The sequence below is a fragment of the Halarchaeum salinum genome (assembly GCF_039520965.1).
GTDB lineage: Archaea > Halobacteriota > Halobacteria > Halobacteriales > Halobacteriaceae > Halarchaeum > Halarchaeum salinum.
Map to the genome: position 1 here is coordinate 1 of NZ_BAAABL010000055.1, position 17,605 is coordinate 17,605.

The 17,605-nt window shown below is 58.4% G+C and carries 12 protein-coding genes; all 12 read left to right on the forward strand.

Features of this window, described 5'->3' with window-relative positions; genetic code table 11:
• Positions 1-171: 171 nt before the first annotated feature.
• The 12 genes from ABDZ36_RS09375 to ABDZ36_RS09430 all read left to right on the forward strand — a co-directional run bounded on the left by ABDZ36_RS09375 (position 172) and on the right by ABDZ36_RS09430 (position 17,571).
• Positions 172-624: a 6-pyruvoyl trahydropterin synthase family protein gene (locus ABDZ36_RS09375; RefSeq protein WP_211313465.1), complete on the forward strand. Its 453-nt coding sequence runs from the start codon at positions 172-174 to the stop codon at positions 622-624.
• Complete coding sequence (locus ABDZ36_RS09380; RefSeq protein ID WP_211313466.1) at positions 624-1,409, forward strand: 7-carboxy-7-deazaguanine synthase QueE; 786 nt, start codon at positions 624-626, stop codon at positions 1,407-1,409. The genes ABDZ36_RS09375 and ABDZ36_RS09380 overlap by 1 nt, the downstream gene beginning before the upstream one ends.
• Positions 1,410-1,413: 4 nt before the next feature.
• Entirely contained in the window at positions 1,414-2,016 is a 603-nt protein-coding gene (gene folE / locus ABDZ36_RS09385; protein ID WP_211313467.1) for a GTP cyclohydrolase I, read from the forward strand.
• Positions 2,013-2,711, forward strand: a complete 699-nt coding sequence (gene queC / locus ABDZ36_RS09390) for a 7-cyano-7-deazaguanine synthase QueC (protein WP_211313468.1) — start codon at positions 2,013-2,015, stop codon at positions 2,709-2,711. The genes folE and queC overlap by 4 nt, the downstream gene beginning before the upstream one ends.
• 208 nt (positions 2,712-2,919) lie before the next feature.
• On the forward strand, positions 2,920-5,787 hold the full coding sequence (locus ABDZ36_RS09395) for a homing endonuclease associated repeat-containing protein (RefSeq protein WP_211313469.1): 2,868 nt from the start codon (positions 2,920-2,922) through the stop codon (positions 5,785-5,787).
• A 50-nt stretch (positions 5,788-5,837) separates the two neighbouring features.
• Complete coding sequence (locus tag ABDZ36_RS09400; RefSeq protein ID WP_211313470.1) at positions 5,838-10,562, forward strand: DEAD/DEAH box helicase; 4,725 nt, start codon at positions 5,838-5,840, stop codon at positions 10,560-10,562.
• A complete protein-coding gene (locus tag ABDZ36_RS09405; RefSeq protein WP_211313471.1) occupies positions 10,562-11,500 on the forward strand; it encodes a hypothetical protein in 939 nt (312 codons plus the stop codon). Before ABDZ36_RS09400 ends, ABDZ36_RS09405 begins: the two co-directional genes overlap by 1 nt.
• Positions 11,497-12,336, forward strand: coding sequence for a hypothetical protein (locus ABDZ36_RS09410; RefSeq protein ID WP_211313472.1), 840 nt, complete (start codon positions 11,497-11,499; stop codon positions 12,334-12,336). Before ABDZ36_RS09405 ends, ABDZ36_RS09410 begins: the two co-directional genes overlap by 4 nt.
• 1 nt (position 12,337) lies before the next feature.
• Complete coding sequence (locus tag ABDZ36_RS09415; protein WP_211313473.1) at positions 12,338-15,235, forward strand: ATP-binding protein; 2,898 nt, start codon at positions 12,338-12,340, stop codon at positions 15,233-15,235.
• Positions 15,225-15,908 carry a hypothetical protein gene (locus ABDZ36_RS09420; RefSeq protein WP_211313474.1) on the forward strand — a complete coding sequence of 228 codons (684 nt, stop codon included), beginning with the start codon at positions 15,225-15,227 and terminating at the stop codon, positions 15,906-15,908. Before ABDZ36_RS09415 ends, ABDZ36_RS09420 begins: the two co-directional genes overlap by 11 nt.
• 313 nt (positions 15,909-16,221) lie before the next feature.
• A complete protein-coding gene (locus tag ABDZ36_RS09425) occupies positions 16,222-16,935 on the forward strand; it encodes a hypothetical protein (protein ID WP_211313475.1) in 714 nt (237 codons plus the stop codon).
• Positions 16,936-17,055: 120 nt separating this feature from the next.
• Positions 17,056-17,571: a DEAD/DEAH box helicase gene (locus ABDZ36_RS09430; protein WP_211313476.1), complete on the forward strand. Its 516-nt coding sequence runs from the start codon at positions 17,056-17,058 to the stop codon at positions 17,569-17,571.
• Positions 17,572-17,605: the final 34 nt, after the last annotated feature.

Genomic DNA, 17,605 nt, shown 5'->3' on the forward strand with positions numbered 1-17,605 from the left:
AAGTGTACGGCGATTTCAACTTGTCTAAGCTGATTCAGGGATCCATGTGAACTCTTCTATGACACGCTCTACGCGAGAATAGAACAGCTAGTCAAAACACGATTACACCATCTGATGTTCGCATAGTATTCTACCGATATTATTTTGTACGCCCTCGGAGAATACGGATTCGTGACTCTCGAACAGCAGCCCGCGTCATCACTCGCCGACGCCGGGGAACGAACCCTCCACATCGGCGGCGACCGGCCCATCCGAATCAGTACCGGCCATCGGCTCCGCCACCACGACGGGAAGTGTAGTCGGCCGCACGGCCACAACTACGAGATTTCTGTCACGGTTACTGGGACGCTCTCCGAGGATGGTTGGGTCGTGGATAAGGGCGACGTCACGGACGTCGTTGACGAGTGGGACCACCGATTCCTCCTCGAGGAGGGTGATCCGCTCATCAAGGCCTTCGAAGCGAGCGACGATACTGACGGGGTCGTCGTGCTCGAGCATCCGCCCACGGCTGAGGTGATGGGTGTGCTGCTTGAGGAGAAACTCTCCGAGGCGCTTCCGGACCGTGTTTCCGACGTGTCTGTCGCCGTCCGCGAAACTGCCGAGCTCTGCGCGGGGGGGTATTGATGCCCGTCAACTCGACCGCCGACTCCGAGTCGTCGACCACGGACGCAGGCGATGAGGATTTAGCGGCGCTCCCGATTAACGAGTTGTTCTACTCGCTCCAGGGGGAGGGCACGCTCGCAGGTGTTCCGAGCGTGTTCGTCCGGACGTCGGGGTGCAACCTCCGATGCTGGTTCTGCGACTCCTACCACACGTCGTGGGAACCGACGCACGGCACGATGAGCCTCGACGACATCGTCGCGGAAGTCGAGTCTCATGAGAAGGCCGACCACGTCGTCCTCACGGGTGGCGAGCCACTCATCCACGAGCAACCCGTCGAACTCCTCGAACGCCTCGACGAACTAGGCTACCACACGACCATCGAGACGAACGGTACAATCTATCGCGACGCACCGATCGATCTCGCAAGCATCAGCCCGAAACTCGCCTCCAGCACACCCACCGAGGAGAAAGATCCGAAGGGCGACGGCGAGTGGGCCGAACGCCACGAGGAGCGCCGCATCGACGTCGACGCGCTCGCGGATCTCGTCGACGCCTACGACTCGCAGTTGAAGTTCGTCGTCACCGGCGAAGACGACCTCCCCGAGATCGAGAAGCTGCTTGAGCGGGTCCGGGACGCCACTTCGACGACGATTCCAGACTCGGACGTCCTGTTGATGCCCGAAGGAGTGACGCGCGAGCAGTTGGACGACTCGCGGAACACAGTCGCAGAGCTCGCCATCGAATACGGTTATCGCTACACACCTCGCCTCCACGTCGACCTCTGGAACGACGCCCCCGGCACCTGAGACGATGACGCAACACTCACAATTCACGCAGCCCGACCACGAGAGTATCGACCGGGAGAAGGCCCAGCGCGCGACGCGCCTCCTCCTCGAAGCGCTCGGCGAGGACCCAGATCGGCCCGGCCTCAAAGACACCTGGCAGCGGCGTGTGCCCGACGCGTTTGCGACGCTCACCGACGGTACTCGCTCCGAGGCGAAGCCGACGATGCGGACGTTCGACGCCGAGAGCGACGGCCTCGTGGTGAAGACGGGGATCCCGTTCTACTCGCTCTGCGAACACCACCTCCTCCCCTTCCACGGGACGGCCCATATCGCGTACCGGCCCGGTGAGGAAGTGGTCGGCCTCTCGAAGCTCGCCCGCTATGTCCGCTGGCAGTCCCGCCAACTCACCATGCAGGAACGCCTCACCAACGACATCGCGTCCGGTCTTTCAGAGGAACTGGACGCACCCCTGGTACTTGTCGAAATGAACGCCACCCACCTCTGCGAAGCGATGCGCGGTATCGAGACTGAGAGCACTACGACGACCCGCACGACCGTCGGTGACCCCACCGACGTCGAGCGTGAACAGTTCCACGCGGCGGTCGATCGCACGGAGGATCAGCAATGAGCGACGCGAAGCGCGCCGTCGTCCTTGCCTCCGGCGGGATGGACTCGGCGACGGCCGCCGCTGTCGCCCAAGAACGGGGGTACGACCTCTACCTGCTTCACACGAGCTACGGCCAACGCACCGAGGACAAGGAGTACGAGTGTGCGACGGCGCAAGCCGAGTACTTCGACGCCGCGGACTTCCTCCACCTCACCACCGATCATCTCTCGAAGATCGGTAACTCCTCGCTCACCGACGAGGAGATGGATGTCGAGGAAGCGGATTTAGAGAGCGACGAGGTTCCGACCTCGTACGTGCCGTTCCGGAACGCGAACCTCCTCGCGATGGCCACCTCCTACGCCGAAGCGAACGACTGCGACGCCGTCTTCATCGGCGCGCACTCCGAGGACTTCTCTGGCTATCCGGACTGCCGGCCCGCGTTCTTCGACGCCTTCCAGACCGTCGTCGACGTCGGCACCAAGGACGCCACCGAGATCAGCATCGAAGCCCCCTTCGTCGAGTGGTCGAAGACTGACATCGCCGAGAAGGGCACCGAGCTCGATGTCCCCTACGAGTACACCTGGTCGTGCTACCGCGACGACGAACCCGCGTGTGGCACCTGCGACGCCTGCGCCTTCCGTCTCCAGGCCTTCCAGAACATCGGCGTCCGTGACCCTATCGAGTACGCCGAGCGGCCCGACTACGCCGAAGAGTAACCGGGGTTACAAGGAGAATAACGGGAAGGACAACGGTTCGAACTGTCGAATTCAGTTTTTAAGTGGTGGTTTGTCTGTGAGCGAGTGAGGAAACGAGACGCAAGTAATGTCAAATCAATATTTAGTATCGATACCCGTATTACCCCATGGTGACATAATCTCCGTAGAATACTCTCTCACGATGAAATCTAATGCTGATCTACTGCTCATGGACGCCAGAGGGGAGATACCGAAACAGGCGTTCACCGGTGAGCAGAGTGGGTTATTCGGGAAGAAGTATCTCGCTGGGCCGCCGGTGTCCGATCGGCTCAAAGAAGGCGAACAGATCCACTACCTCCTCATCAACCGTTCCAGCGGAGTGATGATCGAATCCCGTGACGCAGGCGAATCTCGGTCAGTAACATCGGGGAGCGAGTATCGGTCAATCGCTGTCGTTACCGACCAGCGCGTGTTCTTCGTTATCGGTGAAGAGCCGGAGGATACGTTCATCGAAGTCCCCGCAATCGAAGTGACGGGCGCGGAGCATCGTGGCAGCCTCTTCTCGGCGACGATACTCATCGAGACGGATACGGAACAATACTCCTTCAGTGTCAAGAAGCGCGGATCATCCGACCCCCAAGACGCGGTGTCCTATATACAGCACGAGCACGTTCCAACGACCCCGACTAAAGAACCAGAGGCTGAAGCCGACGAGTGGGATGAAGAGAGGGATCAAAGAACGGATACTGAGGGCCATGAGGGAGACTCTGAGGAGCCGTACACTGGTCCCGCTTCCCGCTTCATCCATGATGGTGAATCACCGGCGGAGGAGGTTGTGGAGATACTCGAGGCGGCCGCAGGCGAGATCCGAGCGGTCGACGTGGCTGAAGACCACCCATATGAAGCGATTACCGCTCTCGAGTCGGCCCGAGAGCACCTAAAGCAAGCGCGAGGGAACACTGGGGTTTCGGATGATTTCGTGAGTGAGGAGCTCACACAGATTGAGTCACAGCACGAGCTGTTGGCTCGGGTTCGGACGGGGTACACCGAAGCGAGACGGAAGCTGGTTCTCGTCGACAACGGGTTACAGGTTCCACGAGAGAAACTGGAGTCCCTCGAATCAACACTCGCGGACGCAATCGAGGCAGCGGAAGAGCTAGAACGTTCACCGAACAAGCTCCGCGAATATCAGTCACAAATCAAGTCTCAGTCGGGAGACGCCGAAAACTCGTCCGGAGGTGATGGTGACGATCAGACCGTAGGTAGCCAGAAGAGGAGCGACCAGAGTCCCGGTGACCAAGCGGAGAAGAATGCACCCAGTCGATCCGAACTAATTGCCGACTTGCGTCGTATTTCGGATCGAATCGGGAAGGTTCCTGAACCGTTTCACGTACGGAGAGATGGCGAGTATCCTGGAACGGTTTTCTTGAGCGAATTCGGCACGTGGGACAGCGCGTTTACCGCTGCATTCGACGACGCCGAAAAAACGACGCAAAACGGGGCGATGGAAACCGGGACATCCCAGACACCCAAGCAGCAGGAGAGCGACCGAGGAAGTGATGTTGACGATAGCGACACGAGTCCCCCCGCTATCGGAGAGGCTGCGACTGGCACCTTGCACGAGGAACAGTCGCAGAACGAGGACGGACAGGGAGACGGAAAATCCAGCCATGTAAATTCATTCGTGGAGGGATTCTTCTATAACCATGACGATGGATTGATTTCTGGGGATGTTTCTTCGGAATATCATAGCCAAGAGGCGAAAACAGGGGAAGGTCTGGAATCCACATCACAATCGACAGATGCCGCAACAGCAGAGTCGACAGTGGCATCTTCTACCACCGGGCCAGAGCCGAATGGCCAGCCAGTAGCAACGGAAAAAGACACAGGAACAGACAAGGAAAGCTTACTGGAAGCGGTTGAGCGCGTCGGGGACGAGCTAGGAAAAGCGCCGACGATGACCGAGTTCACCGACCGATTCGAATACTCTCAGACAGACATCTACTCGTATTTCGATTCCTGGGATGACGCGTTAGAGGCGGCGTCAATTGAAGGATTATCGCGACAGGCGCTTCTGGGGGACCTGGAGCGACTGGAAGCCGAACTGGGGTATCCCCCGCGCCATGCGGATGTCGAAGAGCACGGCGACTTTTCTCCGTACGACTACCGCCGCGAATTCGGCAGCGTCGACGCTGCACACAAAGAGATAGGGAGTAGCTTCGTGGACCACGTAATGGAGACGCTCCGCCAAGTCGTTGCGGAGTCAGATGGGAAGCCGGCAATGTCTGATTTTGAGACCGCATCACCGTACTCACCCAGCGTCATCTACAAGGTATTCGACAGCTGGGACGACGCCATCGCGGCGGTAGAGGATGACCGAGGGCCCACAAAGGCCGCGACAGTGGTCCAGAACGAGCTCTCGGAACGGTACGAACTCCTCAGGGATCTCCACTCACTGTGTCAGGCGGTCGTCGATATCCGTGAAGAGCGTCTCGACGACAGTCAGAACGACCCGATGGATCGCTGGCTGTCCGAAATCGGCTCGTTCTTCTCCGAAGGAGGAGCGAATGAGAAAGCGTACGGCGCCCAACAGCGAGATCGGAATCCATTCGCGATGAAGAAGTACCGAGCAGAGTTCGGGAACGGGGAGCGCGTCACGGACTTCGCACACGTTCAAACCGAACCCCCAAGCCCGAGCCTTCGGGCCCTCCTAGCACAGCGTGTCGAGAATATCGAGGAGATCTGTCTCCCAGTCGATGAGAAGACTGGCACGGTGTTTCCCGTGCTCGTCCAGTCGGAGGCAGAGGCAGACCGAGCGCTCGAGATGCTCAACCGGCTGCCTGCTCGGCCATCGGCCGCCGAGATAGACGCCGAGAGCGAGCCGGTAAAGCCGATGGATGAGGATGGTGAAACAACTAATGGGAAGGGGGACCTCCTCGACGTAAGCGGCGTGACAGAAGAAATCTCGAATTCACTCAATCGGGCCGGCTACGAGACGCGTTCCGACCTTCGGGCTGCGTCCATGGAGACAATCGCAGACGTCGACGGTCTCACCGAGCAGATTGCGATGCGGATCAAACTGGACGTGGGCGAATGAGCATGATGGAGCGAGGAATACTGAACGGCGGATGCGACGACTGATTCACAATGCACTCACCTCAACGAACCCTGGACTCAGCGATCGACCGCGCCTCCGAGATTACGTGGTGGAACCGCCAGCTAACGCGCCTCAACGAAGTCGTCGACGCCGAGACGGCGACATCGTTCGTGGAGAACGACCTCGTCGAGCAGAAGGGGCCATACGTCGAGTTCGTGGACGCACCGAGGTTCGACGAGCAACCCGCGACGGAGTTCCTCAACGGCCTTGGGTACGACGAGGACCTCATCGATTCGGTCGTCGCGGAACTCTTCGACGGCGACGAGAGCGGCTCACTGTACCAGCATCAGGCCGAGACGATCGACGCGATTGAACGGGACTCCTCGGACAACATCCTCGCCGTGCCGACGGCGACGGGGAAGACGGAGTCGTTCTTCTTCCCGATCCTTGAGCACTGTCTTGCAACGGACGAGGAGGGGCTGAAGTCACTGGTCGTCTATCCGATGAAGACGCTGGGTGTCGACCAGCTCAACCGATTCATCTCGTATCTCGACCGGATTAACCGGTCACGACGACCGGAGGATCAAATCACGATCGGGATCTGGGACTCGGACACGCCGACGCGCGTCGGGACGCGTGGACACGAGATTGAGGAGGGATCGTACATCCGCGGCCTCGAATGTCCACGGGACGGCGAGAAGCTGCGCGTACTCGGCGACATGACGGTGGGGACGGACGACCACAAGTACTCGTGGATCCGCGTGACGCGCGACGCGATCCGGAACGGTGCCGACATCCTGCTGACGAATCCGGAAGCGCTCGACCACATGTTCGTGAGTAACAATCCCGAGACTCGAGAGATCCTCGGGGAGGATCCAGGCCGGCATCCGGTCGAACACATCGTCTTCGACGAGGCGCACGTCTGGAGCGGGATTTCGGGTGCATCGATACGGCTCCTTACGGAGCGTCTCAAGGCGTTCTACTCCGATCGCGATCCGCAGGTCACGATGGTATCCGCGACGGTGGACAACCCAACCGAGCTCGCCCACGACCTGACCGGGACACTGGAGTCGGAGATTAACTCGATTGGGTTCACGGGTCGTGAATTCCCCGTCCGTTCGAGCCCGGATTTCGATCGGTTCGCGCCGTGTGACCTCACCGAGCTCGCGGGCGTACTGGCGTTCGCCTATGGCGGGGATGCGACACCCACTGACATCCGTACCGCGGGACTTGAGGACGGGTACCTCACCGCACACGAAGTCGGACTCGTGGAGCGTGACCCTGAGGGAATTGTGACGATCACTCCCGAACGTGCGTGGGTCAGTGATTCGGTCGGGGTAGCGCTGGACACGCTCACGACTGACAGCGAGTTCAATGACGCGAGCGGCGTCGCGACATCCAAACAGGGTCGCGACAAGCTCGCGGAGTCACTCCTCGAAGACGGCGGGCTCTACAGCGCATGGTTCGACTTCGTCGTCGACGCCGTCCCAGAAGCCGCTGAGTTCGCCCGCTGGTTCGACGAGGATACGACGGGAGAAGTCGGCTTCAAGCATTACGACGAACTGGTTGAGGCCGTCGCGGCAGACGACGTCGCGGACCCCGAGGCCGTCCTACAGACCGTAATGGCGTTCGGACGGCTCGCCGGGATGATCACGGAGAAATATCACGTCTTCCTCAAGCCGCCGTCTCGGGCCGCGCTCTGTGAGTCGTGCGGAGAGCTCACGCGTGATAAGACCTGCCCGTCGTGCGGCGAACAGACCACTGAGCTCCAGTTCTGCAAGCGCTGCCACTACCCCTACATCGAGACGGCCGAGGCGGGCGAGGACGAAACGTTCCGGCCGTACGACCATGCGGGGCCCGTGGACGACTGCCCGGGCTGTGGCCAGTGGCCGAAGCTCACGGATGTCGGCGTCCCGACGACGAGCCTGCTCTCCTACATGCTGACGGAGGTGTGCCGGACGACGCCATCGAAGAAGACGCTCGTCTTCTCGGACTCTCACAGCGCCGCTGAATCCGTCGGTGACCGCATTATCGGCACGGAGTACGGGCTGATGGCGCAGACGCTCTACGTACAAGAACTCATCGAGAACGGGGGGAGCGCGGACAACTACGACCTCTTCCGAGCGGTCGCGGACCGGCTACGCGAAGAGTACTGGGAGCCGCTCCTCCAGAACGAAATCGACGAGGATGGGACGGCGTACAACTTCCTCCGGACGCTCCTCGACGACATCGAGGGGCACGCGATGCTCCACAATGCGTCACAGCTCCTCGACAGCGCGCTCATCACCCCGGAAGCCATCGCGGACATCAACGACCCGAACGAACTCGTCATCGCGCACGAGACCTACAAGCTCTTCGTGAGCGGCTCCGGTGCCAGTTTCTCGAAGAACACGATTTCGATCGACGGCCTCTCGCTTCCCAAGCTCGTCGATCGTGTTGCGTCCCGCTCGGGCTATGACCACGACCAAGTTCGAGAGGTCATGCCCGATATCCTCGAACGCCTCCTCGAGAACTCGATCGTCGTAGAGCAGACGTGGGAGGAGGTCCGCCAGATGGTCGTGAATTCGAGGGCAAGCGAGGAGCAGAAGGAGGACACATTCGACTACATCGAGCGCGTCCGTGACGAGCTCGTGGAAGCGGGACTCGGAGACGAGGATGCGGAGAGCGGAATCCTCACCCGGGTGGCGAAACGTGATCAGTCAACGCTCGTCCTCCTAGAGCGGGCTGCATTCTGCACGGAGTGCTATCGGTCCTATCCGGTTCCTGACGCTAGCGGCATATCGACGTGTCCCGATTGCGGGTCGTCAATCGAGACGTATCGCCGGTTCACCACGGACGAGGATGGAACACTTGTCGCTGACCCAGGCTACGCGGACGTCGCGTCCGAGTGGCCGTACGCACTCGACCACTGGGCGTACGACATCACGACCCCGATCCGAGACGGTGGCGAACCCGAGTTCATCACCGTCGGGATCCATAAGGGGAACATCCCTCACACGCTTCGGGGCGCGATTGAGGAAGGGTTCCGAAAGGACGACCCGGACGTCAACATCGTGAGCGCGACACCGACGATGGAGCTCGGCGTCGACATCGGAACGCTCGACACGGTTGCCCAAGTCGGGATCCCACCGACATTAACGAACTACGTCCAGCGGAGTGGGCGAACCGGGCGGACGCGCGGAAGTTCATCGCTAGTCATGACGGCGATACGTGGCGAACACCCAGTCGACGGGCACTACTACGGGAACCTCGATGCGTTCCTCGACGACTTCGAGCCGGTTCGAGTCCCCGACCCGTATCGGTTCGACGAGCTACTCACAGGCCACGTGGTGACCGAGACGTTCGCCTACCTCGCCCGCAATCCGCATCCGTCGAACGTCTTCGAGCGGATGTACGAGCTCACCGAGACGAACCAGGACCTCGGCGCGTTCGTCAGCGAAGTCGAAGAGCACCTCGACATCCTCACCGAATTCCTCCTTGAGGAACGCCGCGACGCGGTTGAAGACCACCTCGAATCGATCTTCGGTGAGGCAGGGCTCGTCGCGTTCGAGCAGGCGTTCGTCGAGGACGGCCCACTCTCCGTCGAGAGCCGGGTTGACAAGACGTTCTCCCGGATCACGGCGATGTCAGGGTCCACGGAGACGAACAAGGCGTTCACCGAGAACAACAACCGCCTCGACCGGTGGCTCTCCCGACTCGGCTATCTCGCGAACTATCGGAGCTTCGGCCAGCAGTTCCCCGTCAAGTTCACTGGACGAGCGGAAGGGATCGAGTTCGAGGGCGCCGGGCGACTCTACGACATGTTCCCTGGCCCGGAGAACGACCTCGGCGCGGTCGTCTCCCTCCACGGAACGGACTACATCGTTGATGACGTCCACGGCTCATCGACGCCGCTCGCGACAGTCATGGTCTGCACGAACCAGGACTGTGACCGTCCCTTCGAGAGCTACGATCAGAACACAAACGGCTGTCCCTACTGCGAGGAAGCCCTCGAAGAGACGAGCATCCACGGCGTGAGTTCGGTCGAGTGCAAGCCCGCACGTGGCGGGCAGAAGCGCTACAGCACGCGCGGGATCATGACGACGGACATCGAATCGGAACGTTCGACGTCGTCTCAGGAAGAAGCCTCGTGGTCCATCTTCGGAATGCCGTGTGAAGCGAGCTACGGGGAACTCGAAGTAACGGACTTCGTCTACGCATTCGAGCGCCGGCACTCGAGCAGCCCGAACACGAATGTCCTGCGTTCCGAGGCGTTGATCGAACGCGACGCCTCATCGCCATCGACCGCCCAGTCCTGGCAAGAGCGCCTCGAGGACGCGGACACAGATGAGTACGCGCCGGTCGGCCAGCAATACCATACGCAAGGCGTGACGCTCCGATTGGACCAAGACGAGGTCGCGGCACGGATAGAACACGTCGACCACGACACGACGTGGCCGCAGGCGCTCGTCAGTCTCGAGCAGGCACTCGAAAAGGCAATCGCGATTGTCGCGCAGTGCGACCGCTCCGACTTCCGGGTTGAGGCCACGATCAAGGAGCCCGAAATCGTCGTCCGCATCATCGATAGTCGACAGGGCGGAAATGGGATCGCATGGCAGGTCTGGGAAGGCATCGATGACGTCGAAGCACGCGTCGCGGAAGTCGCATCCTGTGAGCGCTGCAACGACTACTGTGACGAATGCCTCCTCCTTTCGCGCACGCCCGCATACTACTTGCAGAACGACCTGCTCAACCACCAGACACTCGATGCGATCGTCGGTTCTGGGGGCGCCTGATGCGTGAGCCGGCTACGTTCAAACGGCTGCGGAACGCCGATGTCGCAGTTGTCCAGGACAATAGCGACCAGCAGTACTGGTGGATGCTCCGCTCACTGCCCGCAATCGAGTACCTTGACTTCTCGACGTTCACCTATCCAACGTCGTGGCGAACGCTCAACACGGGCGGGGAGTTCCCGTCCTACACGAACCAATACGACTACCTCAACTACGACTACAAGGTCCTTGGCCAGATCAAGGAGGAAGCATTCACGGACGACCTTGTCGTTGTCACGACTGAATACTACGAAGGAGAGACGGAGTATTCCATCGACCATCTGGTCTCTCGCTACGCGTCACGACCTGAGACGCTACTCGTTGTGACGAATGCAAAGCGCTTCACGCCGCGCGGCGGACAGCGACCACTCTATCAGGAGCAGTTCGTCGAGAGCCTTGGGTCCTACGACCGGCTATACGCGGCCTATGAATCCGTGTATAAGAATACCGGCTGGGGGCTTCCGCTCATGGATACGAAGAACCTCTTCGTGCAGGACAACGCGAACCTCTACGAGTTCGTGTCTGGCGAGACGGTACAGACAGCTGAAGATCTCTTTGCAGCCCTCCCTGATGCACCGTATCTTCCACTGTACGACGTGTTCGGTTCGATTTTCGGGAGAGAGGACGAGTATGGCTCCGTCCCCCTCGGCGAGGACGATATAGTGGGCCTACAGCGGTGGTTACGGCGTCGCATCGAGTGGGAGCGTGGAACCGCCCGAGAGGTTGCCGAGGACCTGAATCGCGCTGTGAGTCGCGACGGACAGACGTTCGACCTATCGTATGCGATGCCTCATCGAAGCCCAGTCATCCGAAATGCAGTCGAGAAGGCGGATGAGATCGATTCGGATGAGTCATCAATTCATAAACGATACCAAGCATGGTTACGACAGAAGGACCAATGAGTAGTAGCGAAGGATACATTTTGAACGCGGTCCAGACGCCCGGCCCGCTTCTCCCCGTATATCGGTCGATCCGCGAGGGTGCCGATACGCGCGACGATATCGAGGCCGATACCGGCGTTAAGGCTGGTCTCGACGCCGCACTTGATGGCCTCCGACTCCTCCGGATGGTCGGCCGGGAGGACGACGAATACTACGCGGAGGACTACAAGTGGGATGTTGGCACCGAAACGTGGAGCTTCAAGCTCACCGCACTCCACAATCTTGCCCAAGAGTGTGACCCCGGGAATTGGGGGAAACAGGCGTCCGTACTGCTGAACTACCGATATCTCCTCGAGAAAGACATCCAGTACTTCGAAAACAACGAACAGGGGTTGTATTCGGACATCGACGACTGGTACAGTGAGATCGGGTACGAGCCTAGCTCTCGACAAGGAAAGATCACGCACAATCACAACAAGTTCGCGAACTGGACTCGTCTCGTCCACTTCCTCGGACTCGTCCATAAGGTTCGCGGGCGCGAACACACAGTCTATCCGGACCCCAAACTCGTCCGAACATCGCTCAAGCTAGCCGTCGACGACCGTGGGATCGATGTCGATGGCACACCCGGGATTGAGATTGGCCAGTATCTCCGCTGGCTCCGACACAATCTCCTCTCTGTTGAGACAACGAGTAAGGGCGACATCCCGGAGGGTCTCGCACGCGTGCTCCTTGAACTCGTCCGCGACGGTGACATCAAGCTCGTTGAGTACGGCGACGCGGGCGCAACTGGACTTGGCGGTGTCCCACCATACGAGGGCATCGACAGCGAAGCGAACACGATCACACTAGCCTAATATGAGCACATTAAATTCAGTAGACAACCAGTCGCACTTCTACTGTCCGCACTTCCAGAATGTCGATGAGAAGACGCTTAACCAGCTGTTTTCGAAAGTCGCCGCGGTTCGAGCTGACGATCAAGACCTGTTCGACTTCACGCATCGGCCAATCAAGGTCTTTCACCAATCCGGAAACACAGAACAGGTCGTCGACGAGGAAGAGATTTATCACGAGTTCTCGCCGAACCAGGTCGGTAATTTCACCGTCGTTATCGAGGGAGAGGTTGGAACCGGCAAGTCCGAGCTATGTGCGTATCTAGCGCACCGACTCCGTGACGAGGGACGGCCGATAATCCACGTCAAAAAAGACGACGACCTGATGACCCTTCTCTCCGAACGGATTCCGGAGTTCTACGAGGAGCAATTCGGCGAGGAGCTGCCCGGTGCGTCGAACTTCAAGCAACTTCGACATGACCTCCAAGAGAACGGGAGTGTCGTTGCGAACAACGCAACGTCGGGTGCGATCCTAAATCTGAGTGCGCGTGGTTATTCAATTGATGCGTCCGGAAAAGAAGAGAAAATTCGGGAATACGTGCAGGACCAGCTCTCTCTTCTCGTTGAAAAGGGCGAGTACGCTAAGGAGATTAAGTTCGTCACCGAGGAAGCGTACAAGCGAAACGACTTCCTTCAAGTTATAACGAATGACATCGACGTTACCGAGGCCGTAAGCGCATTTAATGAGGAGCTCTGGCGGCAAGTCCGTGAACGCTATCAGACAGCCTCACTCAACGAGGTTCTGAAGCGCGTCGGGGACAGATCCGACGACACACGCCCCGTGATGATATTCGAGGACTTCGCCATCACCGCGATGGAAGCGAAGAAGCTCAGTGAATACATGGAGGAGATTGAGACCAGTGGAAACTGGGATTTCGTCGTCGCCGGGACACGCGATTCAACGCGGGTACTCCACACTCAGACGGGAGGGGACCGATTCGAGTACTATCGGACGAATAAGCAGAACTCGAACAGTGTTCTCTTCCTCGATAAGGACTCCGCAGTTGACTTCATCCGTCCCTATCTCGGCTATTTCAAGTCGTTCGATGATAGCGTCCACTACGATCGGAGTGGCGACGCCTTAGAGCTGGAGCTACAGGCCGCGCCAAGCGGCTCCATCTGCGCACAGTGCGGGTTCTGTGACGAGTCCTTCCGCGATCTCTTCCCGTTCAACGAGGCATTTCTCAAACGCATCTACACTGGTCTGCCGGAGGACGAACAGTCTCCCCGCGAGTACGTGATGGCAGTCTTCGACGTGCTCCGGGACTACTACGAGGGCTACGTCGACAGACCATCGGACGCGGACAGACTGCTATCGCTGGAGAACTCCGTGAGCGCGTCAACCGAGATCTACGAGGATGTCGAGCCACTGGCCCATCTCGCGCGCTGGTATGGCTCGCCGACTGATGACGGCATCAGCATTGACTCCCGCTTCGTTGAGGCGTTTGGCTTCCGAGACATCGTGGAATCCAGGGACGACGTCAAACAGACGGGACAAAATGTTGTCGTTCCAACGGACCTCTCCGGAATACCAAGTGAGGGAACCGACACCAACGGTGGAAGCGGGACCGGTACAGGCGGAAATGGTGGAGGAACGTCTCCTGGGCTGACGCGAGCCGAGCAGTTAGTTCAAGACCACCGGTCGAACGTACAGACATGGCAGCAGAACCCTGCCGATTTCGACGAAATAACACGCTATCTTCGAACCGGTCTACGAGATGCAATCGACCGGCTGACGGATGACTTCACGCTATACGACGGAATGAGCCTCCGATATAATCTGAGCAGCGAGAAGGATCCATTCGTCTTCAAGAGTCTTGCGCAGGCGCCGGACGACGACCAGATTGTCATTGACCCCGCGGAGTTTCGGATCTCCGATCTGCGTAAGCTCCTCAAGTTCGGGATCTATCGAGAGGTGCAGAAGGGCGGAGCGGACTACGAGGAATTGCTCCGCGACCTAGGGACGCAACTAACCGGATACGCGCGCCGCTGGCGGCAGCAAGTTCGAGAGCAGAACCTCCAGTCCGAAATGCGGCTCTTCAAGAAATCGGCCGACTATGCGTTCGAGGACTTTGCCCTCGCAGGCTACACGTATGCTGTCCTCCTTGACTCTCCTACGGAGGAACTCAGCGCAGAGCTGCTGAGCAGACGCTTTGATTCAGGCACATCCTACACGCTGGATGACGACCTTCGGTCCGAACTCAAATCCGAACTTCCGACAGACGACTTCGACGCAATCACCGAGTTCGTCGCTAACGCGGAATGGTATCGCGAGATGGTCAACGCGTTCTTCGGTGCGAACGAGAGTACCCTCGACGTCGCGGCCATCCGTGCTCGTCTCGAAGCGAATCCACCCTATCAGGTGCTCGAGGGTCTCGGACGAGGGCGAATCGGGCGAATCTCGCCACGCGTCCGATTCGACACCGACAGCAAGATCCGAGATATAGCGGACAACGCATATGACCTTCATCGTGCCTTCGAGAGCATCGAAGGGGAGTATCGCGACGACGTAGTCACGACGATTACCGACGAGTTGGCGGGCGTCTCCATCGAAAAAACCGAGAGTCTCGTCGACACACTCCGGACGTACGATAGTATCGATGCCGAGATGATTGAGTCGCTTGGGAAGTTCGTCGCCCTCTCACAGCGCAACCTCAATACCGCCGTTGACGCCGCAAAACTCGCTGATGACCTCGTCATGGGAACGGACGCCGAGCGCTTACAGGGTACCCTAATCAGCCTGAAGTTGACCTCCACGAACGCCTATCAGCGCTACGACGACCTCACAATCGTCGGTGGCGGGAGAACCGGCGGCGACTTCGCGAAGCAATTCCGCACGGTAGGTGAACACTATGTCGAGTGAGACAGCAGACCTCCAAACCCGACTCGAAGCGATCAAGCAGGAACACCGACGTCGCCACCTCTCCGACGAACTCGACGAACTCGCCGAAACAATGGAGGAGACGATCCTCCAGCGCGTCCTCGCGAAAGCGTTCTTCAAAGAAGACGTCGAAATCGAGCATGAGACCAGGAAAGAAGTCCAGGAGGTCCTCGAGCTCCTCGAGCGCGGGCAGTACGAAGCCGTCGAGGAGCGTCTGGATGCCCTCAAGAGTGACGTCGACACCGCGGAAACACTCGTCCAGAACCGGATCCAAGAACTCCGGTTAAAGCACAACTCGACCGTGACCGCGATGCGACGTCTCAACGAGCGGGTCGAGCGCGTCAGCTCGATGCGACTCAAGATGCTTGAGGGACTCCTCAACGACTGGCGGTGGAAGGAACAGGTCTACATGGGGGATGAGGACGCCAACCTCGACACGCTCAAAGAGAACGCACGCGAGTACGGAGAAGATATGCGGAGTGCGTTCGACGAACTCAAAGAGGAACTGTTCGGGGCCTACCCGGACGAGATACGCGACCTCATCTACCGGATGATCGAGGACGAGCGCCTCTCGTACGCGGATCTGACTGACGACCAGCGGCGGCTACTCGCCGAGTCCGATATCAGGGAATACATCGAGTTGACGCTGTCATAGATGTGGGATGTCAGATCTGAGAATCTGAACGGAAGGCTCTTTGCCGAATAAACTGTCATAGAAAATATGATTCCAGGGTCAAATATCCTCGCCTTTGGTGTTGGGAGGGGAGCAGTGCTGGTTGGCACACAAGCCCTGAAAACAGCCACGGATTGAACACTTCGGCAAGGGTTAGATTGGCTTCAGAATTCGGCCATTCAGGAAGGAACTTCAAGCGAAGAAATCGAAGGTAACGAGAGGGCTCTTGAAATAGAGGAACAACTTCGAGAGAAGCTAGAGAATAAAAGGGGAGCGAATATCGGATTACGAATGGATGATTCGTGGCCTCCAGAAAGATAGCGTCTCAAAAGAAGACATTATTCGAAAATATTGGCCACTTCCTGCGATCATAATTATGTTCTTTAATGACTACGCAGAAAGCGATCCGGACAAGAAGTTCCTGAAGAAGTATATTATAGAGAACAATCAAGCAGAGATGCTCACAGGGGAAACCTATGTTATCCCTCCGAAGGGATTCCCCGAGCGTTTCGAGGCCCCACACAAGGTTGGGCGTCGAGAAATCGAGGATTGGATAGAACAGGACATTTTAGACCAACAGAAGAAGCCGCAAGTCGCTATTTGTCAAGCATCTGCTGTCGACTTACGCAGGGTATATTCATATACTGACTACGACTCACACGGATTCAACAGAAAAACCATCGGCCAAGCAATTGACATTGAGAAGATCCTGAGTGAGCACAATGTACATCGAATATTAGCCAGTAATGGGGTTAATCTCTCATGTGCAATTGAAGAAGGAAATTTACCATTTCTACTCGCTAGGTATGTGTCTGACGAAGAGCTAGAGGACATCCACGAGAATCAGAAAGAGATTCGGGAACGGCTGGATAATCCACCCCTTCGACGTGTCGCAACACCTGGATTCGAAAAAGAGTTGGCGAGTGTACTTTCCGACTATATCGACTCACCCGGGGTAGTGGCTGGAAAAGCCGTTGAAGAAGCGAGTCTCTGGCATAAAGAGATATAATCTATATGAGATGATAAATATCTTAGCAGTCAGAGAAAAGTAATTTTCCGTTGGTTCATCTGTAGCAAGCTTGAAGGAGGAGCCAGTCAGTCGATTGAGTACGTTTCCGCTCCCTATCATATGCAATTCGTAGACCGGCACACGAACCCTTCTCGTCTGGATGGGGACATTCAGCCGTTGATCGAGGCGATGCTCTATAATCGGCGTATCTTCGACGCCGACCAGAACGACCCACCGTTCGTGACTGAGGCGGTGAAGTATCGTCGCGAGCGCCAGCAGCGTCGCCAGACGAGCGCCTACACAGGCTCCGACGAGTTCGTCGAGAACATCATCGACCTGTTCGGGTTCGACCCGCTGGATTTTCAGGTGGAGAGCTGGCAGACGGTAGACGAACTTGACCGCGAGCGCCAATCGTCGGAGACGAGCAAGGCGGCGGTCTTCTCGGCGCCGACAGGCTTCGGGAAGACGGAAGCCTTCCTTGGGCCGCTCTATCAGCTTCTGCGTGAGGATCGGCAGGGATCAACGGCAATCGTGTATCCGAGCCGTGCGCTCCTTCAAGACCAGCTGGGGCGTGTCCTCGAACATATCCATCAGATCAATTCGGCTCTATTGAATCCGCAGACAGCGTCGGGATGAGTCGTTAGAACGTTGGAAGTGAAGCGGGAGAGTA

Excerpts from the sequence above, each read along its gene's own strand:
- ABDZ36_RS09420 (WP_211313474.1), top strand. The coding sequence starts at position 15,225 with ATGTCGAGTGAGACAGCAGACCTCCAAACCCGACTCGAAGCGATCAAG.
- folE (WP_211313467.1), top strand. The coding sequence starts at position 1,414 with ATGACGCAACACTCACAATTCACGCAGCCCGACCACGAGAGTATCGAC.
- ABDZ36_RS09400 (WP_211313470.1), top strand. The coding sequence starts at position 5,838 with ATGCACTCACCTCAACGAACCCTGGACTCAGCGATCGACCGCGCCTCC.
- ABDZ36_RS09405 (WP_211313471.1), top strand. The coding sequence starts at position 10,562 with ATGCGTGAGCCGGCTACGTTCAAACGGCTGCGGAACGCCGATGTCGCA.
- ABDZ36_RS09415 (WP_211313473.1), top strand. The coding sequence starts at position 12,338 with ATGAGCACATTAAATTCAGTAGACAACCAGTCGCACTTCTACTGTCCG.
- ABDZ36_RS09430 (WP_211313476.1), top strand. The coding sequence starts at position 17,056 with ATGCAATTCGTAGACCGGCACACGAACCCTTCTCGTCTGGATGGGGAC.
- ABDZ36_RS09380 (WP_211313466.1), top strand. The coding sequence starts at position 624 with ATGCCCGTCAACTCGACCGCCGACTCCGAGTCGTCGACCACGGACGCA.
- ABDZ36_RS09425 (WP_211313475.1), top strand. The coding sequence starts at position 16,222 with ATGATTCGTGGCCTCCAGAAAGATAGCGTCTCAAAAGAAGACATTATT.
- ABDZ36_RS09395 (WP_211313469.1), top strand. The coding sequence starts at position 2,920 with ATGGACGCCAGAGGGGAGATACCGAAACAGGCGTTCACCGGTGAGCAG.
- queC (WP_211313468.1), top strand. The coding sequence starts at position 2,013 with ATGAGCGACGCGAAGCGCGCCGTCGTCCTTGCCTCCGGCGGGATGGAC.
- ABDZ36_RS09410 (WP_211313472.1), top strand. The coding sequence starts at position 11,497 with ATGAGTAGTAGCGAAGGATACATTTTGAACGCGGTCCAGACGCCCGGC.